The 17,518-nt window shown below is 51.4% G+C and carries 16 protein-coding genes; 5 read left to right on the forward strand and 11 right to left on the reverse strand.

The window, feature by feature from the left end:
* Nucleotides 1-104 precede the first annotated feature (104 nt).
* Nucleotides 105-401 (forward strand): YciI family protein, encoded by a 297-nt coding sequence (locus GNG29_RS12620; protein WP_032611245.1) that lies wholly within the window; start codon nucleotides 105-107, stop codon nucleotides 399-401.
* 36 nt (nucleotides 402-437) lie between these two features.
* Here GNG29_RS12620 and leuE read toward each other — a convergent pair whose 3' ends face one another.
* Both leuE and GNG29_RS12630 read right to left on the reverse strand, forming a co-directional pair.
* Nucleotides 438-1,073 carry a leucine efflux protein LeuE gene (gene leuE, locus GNG29_RS12625; protein ID WP_103822506.1) on the reverse strand — a complete coding sequence of 212 codons (636 nt, stop codon included), beginning with the start codon at nucleotides 1,071-1,073 and terminating at the stop codon, nucleotides 438-440.
* A gap of 66 nt (nucleotides 1,074-1,139) precedes the next feature.
* A complete protein-coding gene (locus GNG29_RS12630; protein WP_139156347.1) occupies nucleotides 1,140-1,313 on the reverse strand; it encodes a YciY family protein in 174 nt (57 codons plus the stop codon).
* Between the two features lie 142 nt (nucleotides 1,314-1,455).
* Between GNG29_RS12630 and cls the strand changes: the two genes are divergently transcribed.
* Nucleotides 1,456-2,916 carry a cardiolipin synthase gene (gene cls / locus GNG29_RS12635; protein ID WP_156654661.1) on the forward strand — a complete coding sequence of 487 codons (1,461 nt, stop codon included), beginning with the start codon at nucleotides 1,456-1,458 and terminating at the stop codon, nucleotides 2,914-2,916.
* A gap of 33 nt (nucleotides 2,917-2,949) precedes the next feature.
* The gene (locus GNG29_RS12640) at nucleotides 2,950-3,279 is read left to right on the forward strand and encodes an HI1450 family dsDNA-mimic protein (protein ID WP_103179912.1); all 330 of its coding nucleotides are present in this window, start codon (nucleotides 2,950-2,952) and stop codon (nucleotides 3,277-3,279) included.
* Nucleotides 3,280-3,322: 43 nt separating this feature from the next.
* Here the strand turns inward: GNG29_RS12640 and oppF are convergent, their stop codons facing one another.
* The 6 genes from oppF to GNG29_RS12670 form a co-directional block, all read right to left on the reverse strand.
* On the reverse strand, nucleotides 3,323-4,327 hold the full coding sequence (gene oppF, locus GNG29_RS12645) for a murein tripeptide/oligopeptide ABC transporter ATP-binding protein OppF (RefSeq protein WP_103179913.1): 1,005 nt from the start codon (nucleotides 4,325-4,327) through the stop codon (nucleotides 3,323-3,325).
* Entirely contained in the window at nucleotides 4,324-5,337 is a 1,014-nt protein-coding gene (locus GNG29_RS12650; protein ID WP_103179914.1) for an ABC transporter ATP-binding protein, read from the reverse strand. Before GNG29_RS12650 ends, oppF begins: the two co-directional genes overlap by 4 nt.
* An 11-nt stretch (nucleotides 5,338-5,348) precedes the next feature.
* Complete coding sequence (oppC, locus tag GNG29_RS12655; RefSeq protein ID WP_103179915.1) at nucleotides 5,349-6,257, reverse strand: oligopeptide ABC transporter permease OppC; 909 nt, start codon at nucleotides 6,255-6,257, stop codon at nucleotides 5,349-5,351.
* Between the two features lie 14 nt (nucleotides 6,258-6,271).
* On the reverse strand, nucleotides 6,272-7,192 hold the full coding sequence (gene oppB, locus GNG29_RS12660) for an oligopeptide ABC transporter permease OppB (RefSeq protein ID WP_103179916.1): 921 nt from the start codon (nucleotides 7,190-7,192) through the stop codon (nucleotides 6,272-6,274).
* 85 nt (nucleotides 7,193-7,277) lie between these two features.
* The gene (gene oppA / locus GNG29_RS12665) at nucleotides 7,278-8,909 is read right to left on the reverse strand and encodes an oligopeptide ABC transporter substrate-binding protein OppA (protein ID WP_103179917.1); all 1,632 of its coding nucleotides are present in this window, start codon (nucleotides 8,907-8,909) and stop codon (nucleotides 7,278-7,280) included.
* 772 nt (nucleotides 8,910-9,681) lie between these two features.
* On the reverse strand, nucleotides 9,682-10,329 hold the full coding sequence (locus GNG29_RS12670) for a YchE family NAAT transporter (protein WP_103179918.1): 648 nt from the start codon (nucleotides 10,327-10,329) through the stop codon (nucleotides 9,682-9,684).
* A 476-nt stretch (nucleotides 10,330-10,805) separates the two neighbouring features.
* Here GNG29_RS12670 and adhE point away from each other — a divergent pair, with 476 nt between their 5' ends.
* A complete protein-coding gene (adhE, locus tag GNG29_RS12675; RefSeq protein ID WP_103179919.1) occupies nucleotides 10,806-13,484 on the forward strand; it encodes a bifunctional acetaldehyde-CoA/alcohol dehydrogenase in 2,679 nt (892 codons plus the stop codon).
* 83 nt (nucleotides 13,485-13,567) lie between these two features.
* Here the strand turns inward: adhE and tdk are convergent, their stop codons facing one another.
* Nucleotides 13,568-14,182: a thymidine kinase gene (gene tdk / locus GNG29_RS12680; RefSeq protein WP_103179920.1), complete on the reverse strand. Its 615-nt coding sequence runs from the start codon at nucleotides 14,180-14,182 to the stop codon at nucleotides 13,568-13,570.
* Nucleotides 14,183-14,729: 547 nt separating this feature from the next.
* Here tdk and hns point away from each other — a divergent pair.
* A complete protein-coding gene (gene hns, locus GNG29_RS12685; RefSeq protein WP_039030686.1) occupies nucleotides 14,730-15,143 on the forward strand; it encodes a histone-like nucleoid-structuring protein H-NS in 414 nt (137 codons plus the stop codon).
* Nucleotides 15,144-15,346: 203 nt separating this feature from the next.
* On the opposite strand, the gene galU is transcribed toward hns, so the two are convergent.
* Nucleotides 15,347-16,255, reverse strand: a complete 909-nt coding sequence (gene galU, locus GNG29_RS12690; protein WP_103179921.1) for a UTP--glucose-1-phosphate uridylyltransferase GalU — start codon at nucleotides 16,253-16,255, stop codon at nucleotides 15,347-15,349.
* Nucleotides 16,256-16,456: 201 nt separating this feature from the next.
* Nucleotides 16,457-17,470, reverse strand: coding sequence for a two-component system response regulator RssB (rssB, locus tag GNG29_RS12695; protein WP_156654662.1), 1,014 nt, complete (start codon nucleotides 17,468-17,470; stop codon nucleotides 16,457-16,459).
* Between the last annotated feature and the right edge of the window lie 48 nt (nucleotides 17,471-17,518).

Here is a 17,518-nt window from a genome sequence, read left to right on the forward strand (position 1 = left end):
GCACATCAGGCGCAAGGTTTTTACAATGTTGCCATCTTTACATTGCAGTCACCTGCACTTTCACATAACGTAATTCCCACTTTTATCGGTTAAGGAGCTCCGCTGTGCTTTACGTGATTTTTGCTGCAGATGTCGCTGATTCTCTGGAAAAACGTCTCTCCGTACGCCCTGCCCACCTTGCGCGCTTACAGCTGCTGCATGACGAAGGCAGATTATTGACCGCAGGCCCGATGCCTGCCGTCGACAGCAACGATCCGGGCGCGGCTGGCTTTACCGGCTCGACGGTGATTGCCGAATTTGAATCGCTCGAAGCGGCACAGGCCTGGGCGCAGGACGACCCGTATGTGGCGGCAGGCGTGTATGATAACGTCGTAGTGAAGCCGTTTAAAAAAGTTTTCTAGGATAAAAAAAGGCTCCGTACCAGGAGCCTTTTCTTATTAGTTCAGCGATGCCAGCCGCGCCGCAAAGCCAACAAACAGTAATCCAATTAAACCATTTCCCAGCTTCGCCAGTTTCTTTTTGGTTTTCAGGTAGCGCGTAACAAACGCGCCGGAGAAGATCAGGAAGCTCATATAGATAAAACTGATGATTTCCAGCGTGACCGCGAGGATCATAAAAGCGACGCCGGTGTGCTTCGCGTGAACGTCAATAAACTGCACAAAGAATGAGACATAAAACAAAATCGCCTTCGGGTTGGTCATACTCAGCACCAGCGAGCGTTTCATTATGGTTTTAGCCGGTTCGAGACCGCCAGCATCGCCCTGCTGTGTATGCCTTATTACCGACCAGAGCATTTTGCCGCCCAGCCATAACAGATAGAACGCCCCGAGATAGCGCACAATATTAAACAGCATTGGCGTGGTCTGGATCAGCGCCGCGACCCCCGCCCATGCCAGAAACATCAGTACCGCATCGCCAATAAATACGCCACTGGCGGCAAGATAGCCCTTTTTCACACCGTGACCAATACCGGTCTTTAAAACGAATAAGGTATTAGGCCCAGGAACCAGAACAATAAAAATAGCCCCGACAACATAGGTCCAGAAATTCAGTACACCCAAATCCGCAAACACCTCATCCTCCTTTTTGACGTAGCGAATAAAAAACATCGGGCACCTCTGTGGGTGCCCTTGTGTCATTCAGTAATCCTGAACGGCGAACAGCAACGCATTGCGATGACGGTTCATACTGCATTTTCTGATGGCGTGGATACGCATATTACGGCGGGATTGTGCTTCCAGCCAACGCGCTTTGCGACGACTTGTCTGTCGCAACATGCGCCAGCGCCCTACTTCTGTTCTACTGCGCTTCATGTTACCAACTCTTCACAAAACAGAGCGTTCATTATAGTCCCTTGCCTGCGGCAGACCAGCGCTTTTATCTGGCGTTTTTATTTGCCAGAAAAATCCTGACGCGTAAACTCTTAACAATACGCTTTCAAAAGGATTTTTTATTATGACAACCTTCTACACCGTGGTGAGTTGGCTGCTCATTCTGGGATACTGGCTGTTAATCGCAGGGGTGACATTACGCATCCTGATGAAGCGCCGAGCCGTTCCCTCTGCCATGGCATGGCTGTTGATTATTTATATCCTGCCGCTGGTCGGCATCATTGCGTATTTATCCTTTGGCGAACTTCACCTCGGTAAACGCCGGGCCGAGCGTGCCCGGGCGATGTGGCCCTCCACGGCGAAATGGCTGAACGATCTGAAATCCTGCAAACATATTTTTGCCGAAGAGAACAGTGACGTCGCCGCGTCTTTATTTAAGCTCTGTGAACGCCGCCAGGGGATTGCCGGGGTGAAAGGCAATCAGCTGCAATTGATGACCACCTCTGATGACGTGATGAATGCCCTGATCCGCGATATTCAGCTGGCGCGGCATAATATCGAGATGGTGTTTTATATCTGGCAGCCCGGTGGCATGGCCGATCAGGTAGCTGAATCCCTGATGGCCGCGGCACGCCGGGGGATCCACTGCCGTCTGATGCTCGACTCCGCCGGTAGCGTGAATTTTTTCCGCAGCAACTGGGCATCCATGATGCGCAATGCCGGTGTGGAAGTGGTCGAAGCGTTAAAGGTTAACCTGATGCGTGTGTTTCTGCGCAGGATGGATCTGCGCCAGCACCGCAAAATGGTGCTCATCGACAACTACATCGCCTATACCGGCAGCATGAACATGGTCGACCCGCGCTTCTTTAAACAGGATGCCGGTGTGGGTCAGTGGATCGATCTGATGGCGCGCATGGAGGGCCCGGTCGCCACCGCGATGGGGATCGTCTACTCCTGTGACTGGGAGATTGAAACTGGCAAACGCATTCTGCCCCCGCCGCCGGATGCCAATATCATGCCGTTTGAACAGGCCAGCGGGCACACTATTCACACTATCGCCTCCGGACCGGGCTTCCCGGAAGATCTGATCCATCAGGCGTTATTGACCGCCGCCTATTCCGCCCGCGAATACCTGATCATGACCACCCCCTATTTCGTGCCGAGTGACGATCTGCTCCACGCTATCTGCACCGCCGCCCAGCGCGGGGTCGACGTCAGTATCATCCTGCCGCGCAAGAACGATTCGGTGCTGGTGGGCTGGGCCAGCCGGGCCTTTTTCAGCGAACTGCTGGCAGCCGGGGTGAAGATTTACCAGTTTGAAGGTGGGCTGTTGCATACCAAGAGCGTGCTGGTGGACGGTGAGCTCAGCCTGGTGGGAACAGTGAACCTCGATATGCGTAGTCTGTGGCTCAATTTTGAGATCACGCTGGTGATCGACGATACCGGTTTTGGGGGCGATCTGGCGGCCGTGCAGGATGATTATATCTCGCGCTCCCGCGTGCTGGATGCCCGTCTGTGGATGAAAAGGCCGCTATGGCAGCGAATTGCCGAACGACTGTTTTACTTCTTTAGTCCGTTGCTGTAAAACGTGCCCAACGATGTTAAACAGGTAGTCATCATGGAAATGGATCTGAACAATCGCCTGACCGAAGACGAAACGCTCGAGCAGGCCTACGATATCTTTCTGGAACTGGCCGTCGATAATCTCGACCCGGCTGACGTGATTCTCTTTAATTTACAGTTCGAAGAGCGTGGCGGCGCCGAGCTGTTCGATCCGTCTGAAGACTGGGCTGAACATGTCGATTACGACCTGAACCCGGACTTCTTCGCCGAGGTGGTAATTGGCCTGGCGGAGACCGACGGGGGCGAGATCAATGATATTTTTGCCCGCGTTCTGCTGTGTCGTGAGAAAGACCACAAGCTCTGCCACATACTCTGGCGCGAATAAAAAAAGGCTGCGATTGCAGCCTTTTTTATTGCCTTTTACCCGGTCAGAGCGGGTCAACCTTCAGGCAGGAGACCGCATGGCGGAAGCTGCCCTCCAGTACCGGACGCGTTTTCGCGCACTCCGGCCCGGCAATCGGGCAGCGGGTACGGAACACGCAGCCAGACGGCGGGTTGATGGGCGACGGCAGTTCCCCTTCCAGCAGCTGAATGGTCTTATTCTGCTCCAGGTCAGGATCCGGCACCGGCACGGCAGACATCAGCGCTCTGGTGTAAGGGTGTAACGGATTATGATACACCTCATCATAGGTGCCCAGCTCCACCGCATGGCCCAGATACATCACCAGTACGCGATCGGAGATGTGCTTCACCACCGCCAGGTCGTGGGCGATAAAGATCAGTGACAGCCCCATCTCACGCTGCAGTTTTTGCAGCAGGTTAACTACCTGCGCCTGAATCGACACGTCCAGCGCGGAGACCGGTTCGTCACAGATAATCAGCTTCGGCTCAAGGATCAGCGCGCGGGCAATGCCGATACGCTGGCACTGGCCGCCCGAGAACTCGTGCGGATAGCGGTTGATAAGGTTCGGCAGCAGACCGACCTTCATCATCATCGCCTTGACGCGGTCGCGCACTTCGGTACGCGGCATCTTCGGATGGTAGGTGCGCAGCGGCTCAGCGATGATCTCGCCAATGGTCATACGCGGGTTCAGTGACGCCAGCGGGTCCTGGAAAATCATCTGAATGTCGCTTCGGACCTCGCGCCACTCTTCCGGCTTCATCCCCAGCAGATCTTTACCCAGCCAGGCGACCTTGCCGCCAGTGGCTTTGACCAGGCCGATGATCGCGCGGGCAAAGGTGGATTTGCCGCAGCCCGACTCCCCCACCACGCCGAGGGTCTCCCCCTCGTAGAGACGCAGGGTGACGCCGTCAACCGCTTTCAGGGTTTTCGCCGGCTGCCAGAACCACTGCTTGCCGTCTTTGATGTCGAAGTGCACTTTCAGATCGGCGATTTCAAGCAAAACATTTCTTTTTTCGTCAATGGCTGTCATACCAGCTCCTCGTACGGCTTAAAGCAGGCACGCAGACGGCCTGGTGCAAACTCTTCCAGCGGCGGCGCGCTGTTGCAGATTTCCATCGCGTGCGGACAGCGCGGCTGGAACGGGCAGCCTTTCGGCAGACGCAGCAGGTTGGGCGGGTTGCCAGGAATGGTCAGCAGCGACTCCCCTTCCGCATCAAGACGCGGTACCGCATTCAGCAGGCCAATGGAGTACGGGTGCGCCGGATGGTAGAAGACATCACGCGCTTTACCGTACTCCATGGTACGCCCGGCATACATCACCAGCACTTTATCGCAGATCCCGGCCACGACGCCCAGATCGTGGGTAATCATGATGATCGCAGTATTAAACTCGCGCTTCAGCTCGTTCAGCAGGGTCATGATCTGCGCCTGAACGGTCACGTCCAGGGCGGTGGTCGGTTCATCGGCAATGAGCAGTTTTGGCCGGCACAGCAGCGCCATCGCGATCATCACGCGCTGGCGCATCCCGCCGGAGAACTCGTGCGGGAACATACGCATACGCTTACGCGCTTCCGGCATTTTTACCGCATCCAGCATCTTAACCGACTCTTCAAACGCTTCGGCTTTGCCCATCCCCTTGTGCAGCATCAGCACTTCCATCAGCTGCTCGCCCACACGCATGTACGGGTTCAGGGAGGTCATCGGATCCTGGAAAATCATGGATATCTGCTCGGCACGCAGCTTGTTAAGCTCGTTCTCCGGCAGGTTAAGGATCTGCTTACCGTTAAAGGTGGCAGAGCCGCCGATAACGCCATTTTGTGCCAGCAGCCCCATCAGTGCGAACGCCGTCTGGGATTTACCGGAACCGGATTCACCTACGATACCCAGCGTTTCGCCAGCACGCAGGCTGAAGTTAAGATCGTTTACCGCAGTCACATCGCCATCAGGCGTTTTAAAGGTGACGCGCAGATCTTTCACATCCAGCAAGAGATTACCCTGCTGATGCGCTTGTGGGGCAGATGCCGTTTCAATAATAGTCATGGCGGCACTCCTTAACGGTCTTTCGGATCGAGGGCATCACGCAGGCCATCGCCGATAAAGTTGAAACAAAACAGTGTTACCACCAGGAAACCCGCCGGGAACAGCAGCAGCCACGGTGAAACTTCCATAGAGTTGGCGCCATCGCTCAGCAGCGCACCCCAGCTGCTCAGCGGCTCCTGGGTACCCAGGCCGAGGAAGCTCAGGAAAGATTCAAACAGGATCATGCTAGGTACCAGCAGGGAGGCATACACCACCACCACACCCAGCACGTTTGGCACGATATGACGGACCACGATATTACCGGTCGAAACCCCGCCCACCTGCGCCGCTTCGATAAACTCTTTGCGCTTCAGGCTGAGGGTCTGGCCGCGCACGATACGCGCCATATCGAGCCAGGAGACCATGCCGATAGCCACAAAGATCAGCAAAATGTTCTGGCCAAAGAAGGTCACCAGCAGAATGACGAAGAACATAAACGGGAAGGAGTTGAGGATCTCCAGAATACGCATCATCACCGAATCGACCTTGCCGCCGAGATAGCCGGAGAGCGATCCGTATAACGTACCCAGAATCACCGCAACAAAAGCTGCTGCGATCCCTACCATCAACGAAATGCGTCCACCGATGGCCACACGGACCAGCAGGTCACGTCCGGACGAGTCGGTACCAAAGTAGTGGCCCGATTCGGTATCCGGCGCGCTGGACATCATGCCCCAGTCGGTATCGAAGTAGGTGAACTGCGACAGCATCGGCGCGAGCGTCACAAACAGGGCGATAAGGACCAGGACAATCAGGCTGGCAACCGCAGCACGGTTATGCATGAAGCGACGGCGTGCATCCTGCCAGAGGCTACGCCCCTCCACTTCCAGTTTTTCACTGAAGTTTTCCAGCGCCTCGCTGTTTTTCTTACTTAACATCATGGCGAGCTCCAGTGTCAGTAGCGGATTTTCGGATCGATAACGGCATAGAGCACGTCGACGATCGCGTTAAAGAAGATGGTGAGCGCGCCAACGAGAATGGTCAGACTCAGTACCAGTGAATAGTCGCGGTTAAGGGCGCCGTTAACGAACAGCTGACCAATACCCGGCAGACCATAGATGGTTTCGATAACCATTGACCCGGTGATAATCCCGACGAACGCAGGGCCCAGATAAGAGAGCACCGGCAGCAGCGCAGGTTTTAACGCATGACGGAAGATGATGCGGCGCATCGGCAGCCCTTTGGCCCGGGCAGTACGGATGAAGTTCGAGTGCAGCACTTCAATCATTGAACCACGGGTGATACGCGAAATACTGGCGATATAGGCGAGAGACAACGCGACCATCGGCAGGATCATAAATTTCAGCGCCCCGCCATTCCAGCCGCCGCCGGGCAGCCATTTCAGGGTGATGGCAAATATCATGACCAGCAAAGGGGCCACGACAAAACTCGGTATGACGACACCGGTCATTGCCACCCCCATAACGGTGTAATCCCATTTCGTGTTCTGGTTAAGCGCGGCAATAACGCCCGCCGTGACGCCAAGAATAACGGCCAGTAAAAACGCCGCGGCGCCTAATTTCGCCGAAACGGGGAAGCTGGACGCCACCAGATCGTTTACGGAATAATCTTTATATTTAAACGACGGACCAAAATCACCGTGGGCCAGCTGTTTCAGATAGTTGAAATACTGGGTGGAGATAGGATCGTTTAAATGATATTTCGCTTCGATATTCGCCATAACTTCTGGCGGCAGCGTACGTTCACCGGTGAATGGACTTCCCGGCGCGAGACGCATCATAAAGAAGGAGATCGTGATAAGAATGAATAGCGTTGGGATCGCTTCAAGACAGCGACGTAGGATAAATTTCAACATTGCCCGTACCTTCTGGCGTGTGCCTATATAATATTACGATGAGTAGACACCGTGGGGCAGACAGCGCCCGCCCCACTCATTGCCATTAATGCTTGATAATATACAAGTTTTTAACGTAGATATTATCCATCGGGTCTTTCCCGGTATATCCACCTACCCACGGTTTCACCAGACGGGCGTTCACGTAGTAGTAAACCGGTACGATCGCAGAATCTTTGTCGAGCTGCTGTTCCGCTTTCGCGTAGAGCTCGGCGCGCTGCGCTTCGTCAGTCACTTTCAGGGTATCGCCGATCAGCTTATCGAACTCTGCGCTCTTATAGTGCGCGGTGTTGTTCGAGCTGTCGCTCAGCATGGTGTTCAGGAAAGAGGTCGGCTCGTTGTAGTCCGCACACCAGCCGGCACGCGCCACATCAAAGGTGCCCTGATGGCGGCTATCCAGGAAGGTTTTCCACTCCTGGTTTTCCAGCTTCACGTTCACACCCAGGTTTTTCTTCCAGATGGAAGAGACTGCGATAGCCAGTTTCTTATGCAGATCGGAGGTGTTATACAGCAGGCTGAAGGTCAGCGGCTTGTCTGCGGTATAACCCGCTTCGGCCAGCAGTTTCTTCGCTTCTGCATTACGCTGTTCCTGGGTCATTTTGAACCATTCTGGCTCGGTCAGCTTCGCACCATCGGTGTACGGTGGCGTGTAGCTGTACGCTGGCAGGTCGCCCTGGTTTTTCACTTTGTTGACGATGATATCGCGATCCAGCGCCAGCTTCAGGGCGGTACGAACGCGAACGTCAGTGAATGGCGCTTTCTGGTTGTTGATTTCGTAATAATAGGTGCAGAGGTACGGGTCAACGTGTACTTCAGCAGGGATCTCTTTCTTCAGCTTCTGGAACAGTTCAATCGGCATGTTGTTATAGGTCATGTCGATTTCGCCGCTGCGGTAGCGGTTAACGTCAGTCACTTCAGAAGAGATTGGCAGATAGGTGACCTGATTAATGACAGTTTTCGCGTTATCCCAGTAGTTGGTATTACGCTCCAGGTCGATACGTTCGTTAACGACCCAGGCTTTCAGCTTGTAGGCGCCGTTAGTCACGATATTGGCGGGCTGAGTCCACTTATCGCCAAATTTTTCAACCGCGGCTTTTGGAACCGGGGAGACGGACGGGTGAACCAGCAGCTTATAGAAATAAGGGACCGGCTCGCTCAGGGTAACTTCGAACGTATTGTCATCGATCGCTTTTACGCCGAGATCGGTAATCGGTTTTTTACCGGTGATGATGTCATCGATATTGGCGATGTGGCCATACTGCAGATAGCTCGCATACGGTGAGGCAGTATTAGGATCTGCCAGACGCTGCCAGCTATAAACGAAATCGTGGGCGGTAACCGGGGAACCATCGGACCATTTCGCGTCTTTACGCAGGTGGAAGGTCCAGACTTTAAAGTCTTTGTTTTCCCATTTTTCAGCTACACCCGCAACCGGGTGGCCGTTTACGTCAGTGACCAGCAGACCTTCGAACAGATCGCGGTTAACGTTAGACTCCGGTACACCTTCAATCTTGTGCGGATCCAGAGACTGAACCTCAGCACCGTTGTTACGCACCAGCGTTTGCTTCTCCGCCAGTTGAACTCCAGCAGGGACGTCAGCAGCCATTGCAACGTTGCCTGCGATTAGCGCAGTTAAAATCCCCGCAGCTACCAGACTTTTTTTTGTGATGATGGACATTGTGTTGATACTCCACTCTTTATAATTACTGGTTTTTACCAGCCTGTTTAATTCCCCTTTTTAGGGGTTCCCTGACAACGTAGGAGTTTATGCTGCCGTCAGGCGTTTTTTACTTCTCGCTATCACCGACTTTACTATTACTGGCGGCTCGTCTGGCCGCCTTGCGTCGATTTGTGACATGCCTCCCCTGCCGAGGCATGTATTAATTCTTATAGGTCAAAATCGTTAATGAAAAAGATTCTCAACTAGAAGAATTACGCTGAAATGGAATGGCCGGAAAGTACCAAATGAGTTACTTAGGTGCCAATACATTTTGCAAATTTGTTAACCAATTCTCTTTTACGGAAGGGACCGTCATGCCGTGGCCTGCTATGTCCCGCACCGAAAAAGAAAAAAGTGACCAATATTCAATGAGATGAAGAAAATGTTATGGATGAGCGCACCGCGATGCCAGAAGCGTTCTCTTTTTTGTACAAAAAATTAACAACTGTCTATTATTTAGCACATTCATCTAAATCATTCAGCAAATTACTAATATCATCTCAGTAATCTTGCAGCAAGCCCCAGAGTATTGTGTGAGTAAAATAACAGACGTATTGCGCGGTTTATGAGCAGGTGAGCGGCATGGGAACAGGCAAGTGATTGAAAATCAACAAAACAAAATTATTAATAAAATTAATTATAGTTAAAGCGATTTTCAACTTTCATTATATGATTTGCTGATAATGACAAAAAAAGCGGAGCCCAGGGCTCCGCTTTTTCATTTGAAGGATTAACCTAATAACCCCGGAAAGATTGATTTCAGACCGGTTACAATAAATTCAATCCCTAGCGCCATCAGCAGCAGACCCATTATACGGGTGATAACGTTAATACCCGTCTGTCCCAACAGGCGTACCAGCCATGGCGCAATACGGAATACCCCCCAGCAACAGAAGGCAAACAGAGCAATGGCGATCGAAAAGCCAATCAGATGCATCAGGTTATGGTAACGCGTTCCCCATACGATGGTAGAACTGATAGCCCCTGGCCCTGCCATCAAGGGCAACGCCAGCGGCACCACGCCAATGCTCTCGCGGATGGCGGTTTCTGATTTCTCCTGCTTGTTCTGTTTGTCCTCACCCAGCTTGCCGCTGATCATTGACATGGCAATGGTGACGACGAGGATCCCACCGGCAATTCTGAACGAATCGATTGAGATGCCAAAAATCTGCAATATTGAGTCCCCAAGATAGAGCGACGTCAGCAGGATGATGGCCACAGACAAATTTGCCGTCAGGTTGGTTTTATTCCTGGCAAGGGCGGTTTGATAGCTGGTCATACTGATGAAGACGGGAATAATACCCACCGGGTTCACCAGCGCGAACAGACCGATAAAAAACTTAAAATAGGTTGGGAAATCAAAGAGCGATAGGCTCACTGTTAGCTCCGCTGATTAGCAAGTCTCAATATAAAATGTGGCATCCACAGTAACCGCGCAGACGATACGCCTTTTATGCCGCCAGTTCACCACAATAATGCTAAATATGGTGATGTAACGCTGTAAAATATTTGTGTACTTTATACGTTGTTATGGTTCAATTAGTTTTGCAATTATTTAACAACTGACGAAATGCCCTAAAATACCCCTGCTGAAAGGTATCAGCTTATGGATAAATTGATACAGATCATGTTTTCGGTACTCAGAAGTGAGTAATCTTGATTACGCCACCAGGGAGACTCAGAGTCTGAACGTAGGCTACTGATGGGAGGCTCTTTTAGTAAATCAGGGGAACGATAAAAACATTAACACCTTGTTTTTACGTAAGTTAAGCAAGTGGCAATGACGCTGACTATACTGTTTTCGTGTCGAGCAGCTGATTTACTAAAAGAGTTTAACATTATCAGGAGAGCATTATGGCTGTTACTAATGTCGCTGAACTTAACGCACTTGTAGAGCGCGTAAAAAAAGCCCAGCGTGAATATGCCAATTTCACCCAAGAACAGGTTGATAAAATCTTCCGCGCCGCCGCTCTGGCTGCTGCAGATGCTCGAATCCCTCTCGCTAAAATGGCCGTTGCCGAATCTGGTATGGGTATCGTCGAAGATAAAGTGATCAAAAACCACTTTGCTTCCGAGTATATCTACAACGCCTATAAAGACGAGAAGACTTGTGGCGTTCTGTCTGAAGATGACACGTTCGGTACCATCACCATTGCTGAGCCAATCGGCATCATCTGCGGTATCGTTCCAACCACCAACCCAACGTCTACTGCTATCTTCAAATCGCTCATCAGCCTGAAGACGCGTAACGCGATCATTTTCTCTCCACACCCACGTGCTAAAGATGCCACCAACAAAGCTGCAGATATCGTTCTGCAAGCGGCGATCGCTGCGGGTGCACCAAAAGACCTGATCGGCTGGATCGATCAGCCTTCCGTGGAGCTGTCTAACGCTCTGATGCACCACCCAGACATTAACCTGATTCTGGCAACTGGTGGCCCAGGCATGGTTAAAGCGGCCTATAGCTCCGGTAAACCGGCTATCGGCGTAGGTGCGGGTAATACCCCTGTTGTTATCGACGAAACCGCCGATATCAAACGTGCTGTTGCCTCTGTACTGATGTCTAAAACCTTCGATAACGGCGTAATCTGTGCTTCCGAGCAGTCCGTTGTGGTTGTTGACTCCGTATACGATGCCGTTCGCGAACGTTTCGCCAGCCACGGCGGCTACCTGCTGCAGGGTAAAGAGCTGAAAGCGGTTCAGGACATCATCCTGAAAAATGGTGCACTGAACGCCGCCATCGTAGGTCAGCCAGCGTATAAAATTGCTGAACTGGCAGGTTTCACCGTTCCAGCCAGCACGAAGATCCTGATTGGCGAAGTGAATATCGTTGACGAAAGCGAGCCGTTTGCGCACGAAAAACTCTCTCCGACGCTGGCAATGTACCGCGCGAAAGATTTTGAAGAAGCGGTTGTTAAAGCGGAGAAACTGGTAGCTATGGGCGGTATCGGTCATACCTCCTGCCTGTATACCGACCAGGACAACCAGCCAGATCGTGTTGCTCACTTCGGTCAGATGATGAAAACAGCACGTATTCTGATTAACACCCCTGCTTCTCAGGGTGGTATCGGTGACCTGTATAACTTCAAACTCGCGCCTTCCCTGACTCTGGGTTGTGGTTCATGGGGTGGTAACTCCATCTCTGAGAACGTTGGTCCTAAGCACTTGATCAACAAGAAAACCGTTGCTAAGCGAGCTGAAAACATGTTGTGGCATAAACTTCCGAAATCTATCTACTTCCGCCGTGGCTCCCTGCCAATCGCGCTGGATGAAGTGATTACTGATGGCCACAAACGTGCGCTCATCGTGACTGACCGTTTCCTGTTCAACAACGGCTACGCAGACCAGATCACCTCTGTTCTGAAAGCGGCTGGCGTGGAAACTGAAGTCTTCTTCGAAGTTGAAGCTGACCCAACCCTGTCCGTTGTTCGCAAAGGCGCAGAGCTGGCAAACTCCTTCAAACCAGACGTGATCATCGCGCTGGGTGGCGGCTCCCCAATGGACGCAGCCAAAATTATGTGGGTAATGTACGAGCACCCAGAAACGCACTTCGAAGAGCTGGCGCTGCGCTTTATGGATATCCGTAAACGTATCTACAAGTTCCCGAAAATGGGCGTGAAAGCGAAAATGATCGCCGTCACCACCACTTCCGGTACCGGTTCTGAAGTGACGCCATTTGCTGTTGTTACCGACGATGCAACAGGTCAGAAATACCCACTGGCAGACTACGCTCTGACCCCGGACATGGCGATTGTTGACGCCAACCTGGTCATGGACATGCCGAAATCACTCTGTGCATTCGGTGGTCTGGATGCGGTAACTCACGCCCTGGAAGCTTATGTTTCTGTACTGGCGTCTGAGTTCTCTGACGGTCAGGCTCTGCAGGCACTGAAACTGCTAAAAGAGAACCTGCCAGCCTCTTATAACGAAGGCTCTAAAAACCCGGTTGCCCGTGAGCGTGTGCACAGTGCTGCCACCATCGCCGGTATCGCGTTTGCTAACGCCTTCCTGGGTGTGTGTCACTCCATGGCGCACAAGCTGGGCTCTCAGTTCCACATTCCTCACGGTCTGGCGAACGCCCTGCTGATTTCTAACGTTATCCGTTACAACGCTAACGATAACCCGACCAAGCAGACGGCATTCAGCCAGTACGACCGTCCGCAGGCTCGTCGTCGCTACGCAGAAATTGCTGACCACCTGGGCCTGAGCGCTCCTGGCGATCGTACTGCTGCGAAGATCGAGAAACTGCTGGCATGGCTGGAAAGCCTGAAAGCGGAACTGGGTATTCCTAAGTCTATCCGTGAAGCTGGCGTTCAGGAAGCTGACTTCCTGGCACACGTAGACAAGCTGTCTGAAGATGCCTTTGATGACCAGTGTACCGGTGCGAACCCGCGCTACCCACTGATCGCAGAGCTGAAACAGATCCTGCTGGATACCTTCTATGGCCGCGAATACACTGAAGGTGTGGTTGCTGCACCGGCAGCTGTAGAAACGCTGGTAAAAGCGGATAAGAAAGCGAAGAAAAGCGCTTAATTAATCGCTCAATAAAAAACCCGCTCCGGCGGGTTTTTTTATGTCTCTTTTCCAGCGCAAATAGCGACAGACGAACTGGACCGTTAACGACGACTGGCTTCCTGAATCGCCGTCAGAGAGCCTGTTACCAGCGCCTCTTTATAATGCTTACGACATACGGATACATAGCGCTCATTACCGCCAATCACCACCTGTTCGCCTTCCGCATAGGGTTTTCCTGCCTGATCAAGACGCAGCACCATACTCGCTTTACGCCCGCAGAAGCAGATGGTTTTTAATTCCACCAGCTTATCTGACCATGCCAGCAAATACTGGCTGCCGACAAACAGTTCGCCGCGAAAATCCGTTCGCAGCCCATAGCAAAGTACTGGAATATCCAGTTCATCAACGACTTCAGAAAGCTCATGAACCTGCTGACGCGTTAAAAACTGGCTCTCATCCACCAGCACGCAATGGACTGCCTGGTCAGCCGCCTGTGCACGAATTTCGTCCAGCAGATTAGTTTGTGGGTTAAATAACCTGGCTGGAGAAGAGAGGCCAATTCGCGAACTCACTTTTCCGGCACCAAAACGGTCATCGATTTCGGCGGTGTAAACCACCGTACGCATCCCACGCTCCTGGTAATTGTAGGAGGATTGCAGTAACGCGGTCGACTTACCTGCGTTCATTGCTGAATAGTAGAAATACAGTTGTGCCATTGGCCGTTAAACCCTAATCAATGTGTATTATTACCGATAGGCGATTGTACCATATTTTGTCGGGTCTTCCGTGCTGCAGCGCGGAAGACCCGCGTTACGAGAGATTTTATCCACCACCGGGATATAGGACACATCATGAAGGAGCATACGAAAAGAACATAAAAACCCATGGTTTTATAAACGCTAAGTTCCGGAAAAACCTGTTATTTTAATGTCGCCACCAGGCTGAAAATGATTCAGGCGTAATTAACGGTTTCATCGGGTAACCGTGTTTTCAGTACTAATACGAAAGGTTGATATTTATCCGGAGAAACAATAATCCCCATGAAAATTGCCTGTAAAAAAAGAGTTCACCGTCAGGTTTACAACGCATCTTTTGATAACGCCGCCCCCTTTCTCCCCGCCAAATTTAAGTTCCGGTAATTAATAATAGTGCCGAATATTAGGTATTTTTGAATTCCTTACATTCTGGCCTATTGCACATATCAATTTATGCCTCTATTATTACCTCAACAAACCCCCACATTATAAGTTTGAGATTACTACAATGAGCGAAGCACTTAAAATTCTGAACAACATCCGCACTCTCCGTGCCCAGGCGAGAGAATGTACTCTGGAAACGCTTGAAGAAATGCTGGAGAAATTAGAAGTCGTTGTTAATGAGCGTCGTGAAGAAGAAAACGCCGCTGCTGCTGAAATCGAAGAACGTACACGTAAACTGCAGCAATATCGTGAAATGCTGATCGCTGATGGTATTGATCCTAACGAATTGCTGAACAGCATGGCTGCCGCTAAAACCGGTACTAAAGCTAAACGTGCTGCGCGTCCGGCTAAATATAGCTACATCGATGAGAACGGCGAATCTAAAACCTGGACCGGCCAGGGCCGTACTCCAGCTGTTATCAAAAAAGCAATGGATGAGCAAGGTAAACAACTGGACGACTTCCTGATCCAGGAATAAGCCAGTAAATATCCGAAAAATCCCGCTTAATGCGGGATTTTTTATGCCTTTATTTTATCTCGTGTGACATTCTGTTACACGTGCACATATAACGATTACATCACACTATTACCCTGCCCTACATGAGCGACACCCTAAAAAGGTTATAAAAAAACCGGCGTAGCATAGCTATCACCGGTTTTGCTTAGGGCGTTAACGCCGTATTAGTTTTTAATGTCCAGCGTCTCTTTCAGCCAGCCCTTAAATTCTTCGCCCAAGGACTGGTGACGAACACCATATTCAACGAAGGCCTGCATGTAACCGAGTTTATTACCGCAGTCATGGCTCTTACCTTTCATATGGTAAGCCTCGACGGTCTCTTTTTCGATCAGCATGTCGATGGCATCGGTCAGCTGGATCTCATCGCCGGCGCCTGGAGGCGTTTTCGCCAGCAGCGGCCAAATCTCTGCGCTCAGTACATAACGCCCTACTACAGCGAGGTTAGATGGCGCTACGTCGGCTTTTGGCTTCTCAACCACGCCAACCATTGGCACGCTGTCGCCTGGCTTCATATCGACGCCTTTGCAGTCCACAACGCCATAAGCGGTAACGTCTTCAACTGGCTCAACCATGATCTGGCTGCTGCCCGTTTCGTCGAAGCGTTTAATCATTTCAGCCAGGTTATCCTGGGAAAGATCGGATTCAAACTCGTCCAGAATAACGTCGGGTAAAATAACCGCTACCGGCTCGTTACCGACTACCGGGTGGGCACACAACACGGCGTGACCCAGACCTTTTGCCAGCCCCTGACGGACCTGCATAATAGTGACATGCGGCGGGCAAATAGACTGCACTTCCTGAAGAAGCTGACGCTTCACGCGTTTTTCCAGCATGGCTTCAAGTTCAAAACTGGTATCGAAATGGTTTTCGATAGAGTTTTTGGATGAATGTGTTACCAGCACAATTTCAGTGATGCCTGCAGCAATACATTCGTTGACCACATACTGGATTAATGGCTTATCAACGAGTGGCAGCATCTCTTTTGGAATTGCCTTCGTTGCTGGCAGCATCCTGGTTCCCAACCCGGCAACCGGGATAACGGCCTTTCTCACTTTCGAATTTACGGCAGCCATTGAAACTCTCCTGAACTGTTCATGTTTTGAACTTTAGTCTGCATTAATAACGCGTTCAGTATATCAGCCTGTGGATGGTGTCCGGGTCTGAAAAGGACGCGCTACCGCTTAATTAGGATAAATACGAATAAAAACAGGCACCGATAGTAGCATTGCCCGTAAAACGACGGTAAAGCTATCTACCGTTTAAATTCCAACTGACTATTCTGTGGACAACATTAAGCGCAACCGCCCCCCCGTCCCCCAAATTTGGCATTGCCATGAGGTACAGCGGTGGCTTATTTGATTCAGGTAAGTATTTCCTAAGGTTCCTAACGGGACGCCGTTACTGACCTGAATATGATGCTCCCCGGTATTTAGCGTGGCATTAAGTCCGGCAGAGACCAAAATCAAATTTTTCAGGCCGCTATGGTAATAACCGACCAGTAATGGGAATTGTCCTGGTAAACTGGCCTGGCGCAACAGCTGGTTGACCTGTTTCAACAGGCTGCCTAACTCAGGCAGACGCTGACCCTGATGAGAAAGTTGTTCCTGAAGCAATCCATTAAATAATGCCCGCAATAATAATGCCGCCAGCACACCATTATCGCCCGCCCGGGTAACATCCAGACAATAAAACGCCAGATCGTTTTCAGATAATGGTGCGATATCCAGCACCAGACCCGGTTGATCGGCAGCCATCAGCTGGCGGTAATTAACTTTGCACCCGGAAAATGTCTGCTGAACCGGCGGCTGAAGCTCCTGTAACAGTTTTGCCGCCGCAGAGGGGTTATTCACCAGCGCATCCCAGTCCTGAAAAAGCCGCTCTTCCTCTTCAACACGCGAATTAAACATATTGGGATAGAGGCAGGCGAGAACGGTTTCACGCAAACGATTCAGATCTTTAACTGGCTTAAGCAATACGTCCTGGACACCCAGGCGTAACGCTTTTGCGATATCGGCCATATTTTCGGTCGCAGAGATGACCAGAATGGGGATCTGGTCGCCGGCATTACGTAAATGCTCCACCAGCTTCAGGCCATTCATCCGCGGCATGGCGATGTCGCAAATCATCAAATCGGGCTTAATGCCCACCATTTTTTCCAGGGCGTCGATCCCATCACCTGCAAGTGCAGTCGTCGCCCCCAGCGATGATAGCCATGAATCCAGTAAGGAGCGGAAAACAGGCTCGTCTTCAACTATCAGAATTTGTTTCCCGGCTAATGGCTGTGTCATGGTCTCTCCCGGCGCTGACAATAGATAAATAGTGGCATGCTATCGGCA

Origin of the sequence: Leclercia sp. Colony189 (assembly GCF_009740165.1) — a bacterium.
Taxonomy (GTDB): domain Bacteria; phylum Pseudomonadota; class Gammaproteobacteria; order Enterobacterales; family Enterobacteriaceae; genus Enterobacter.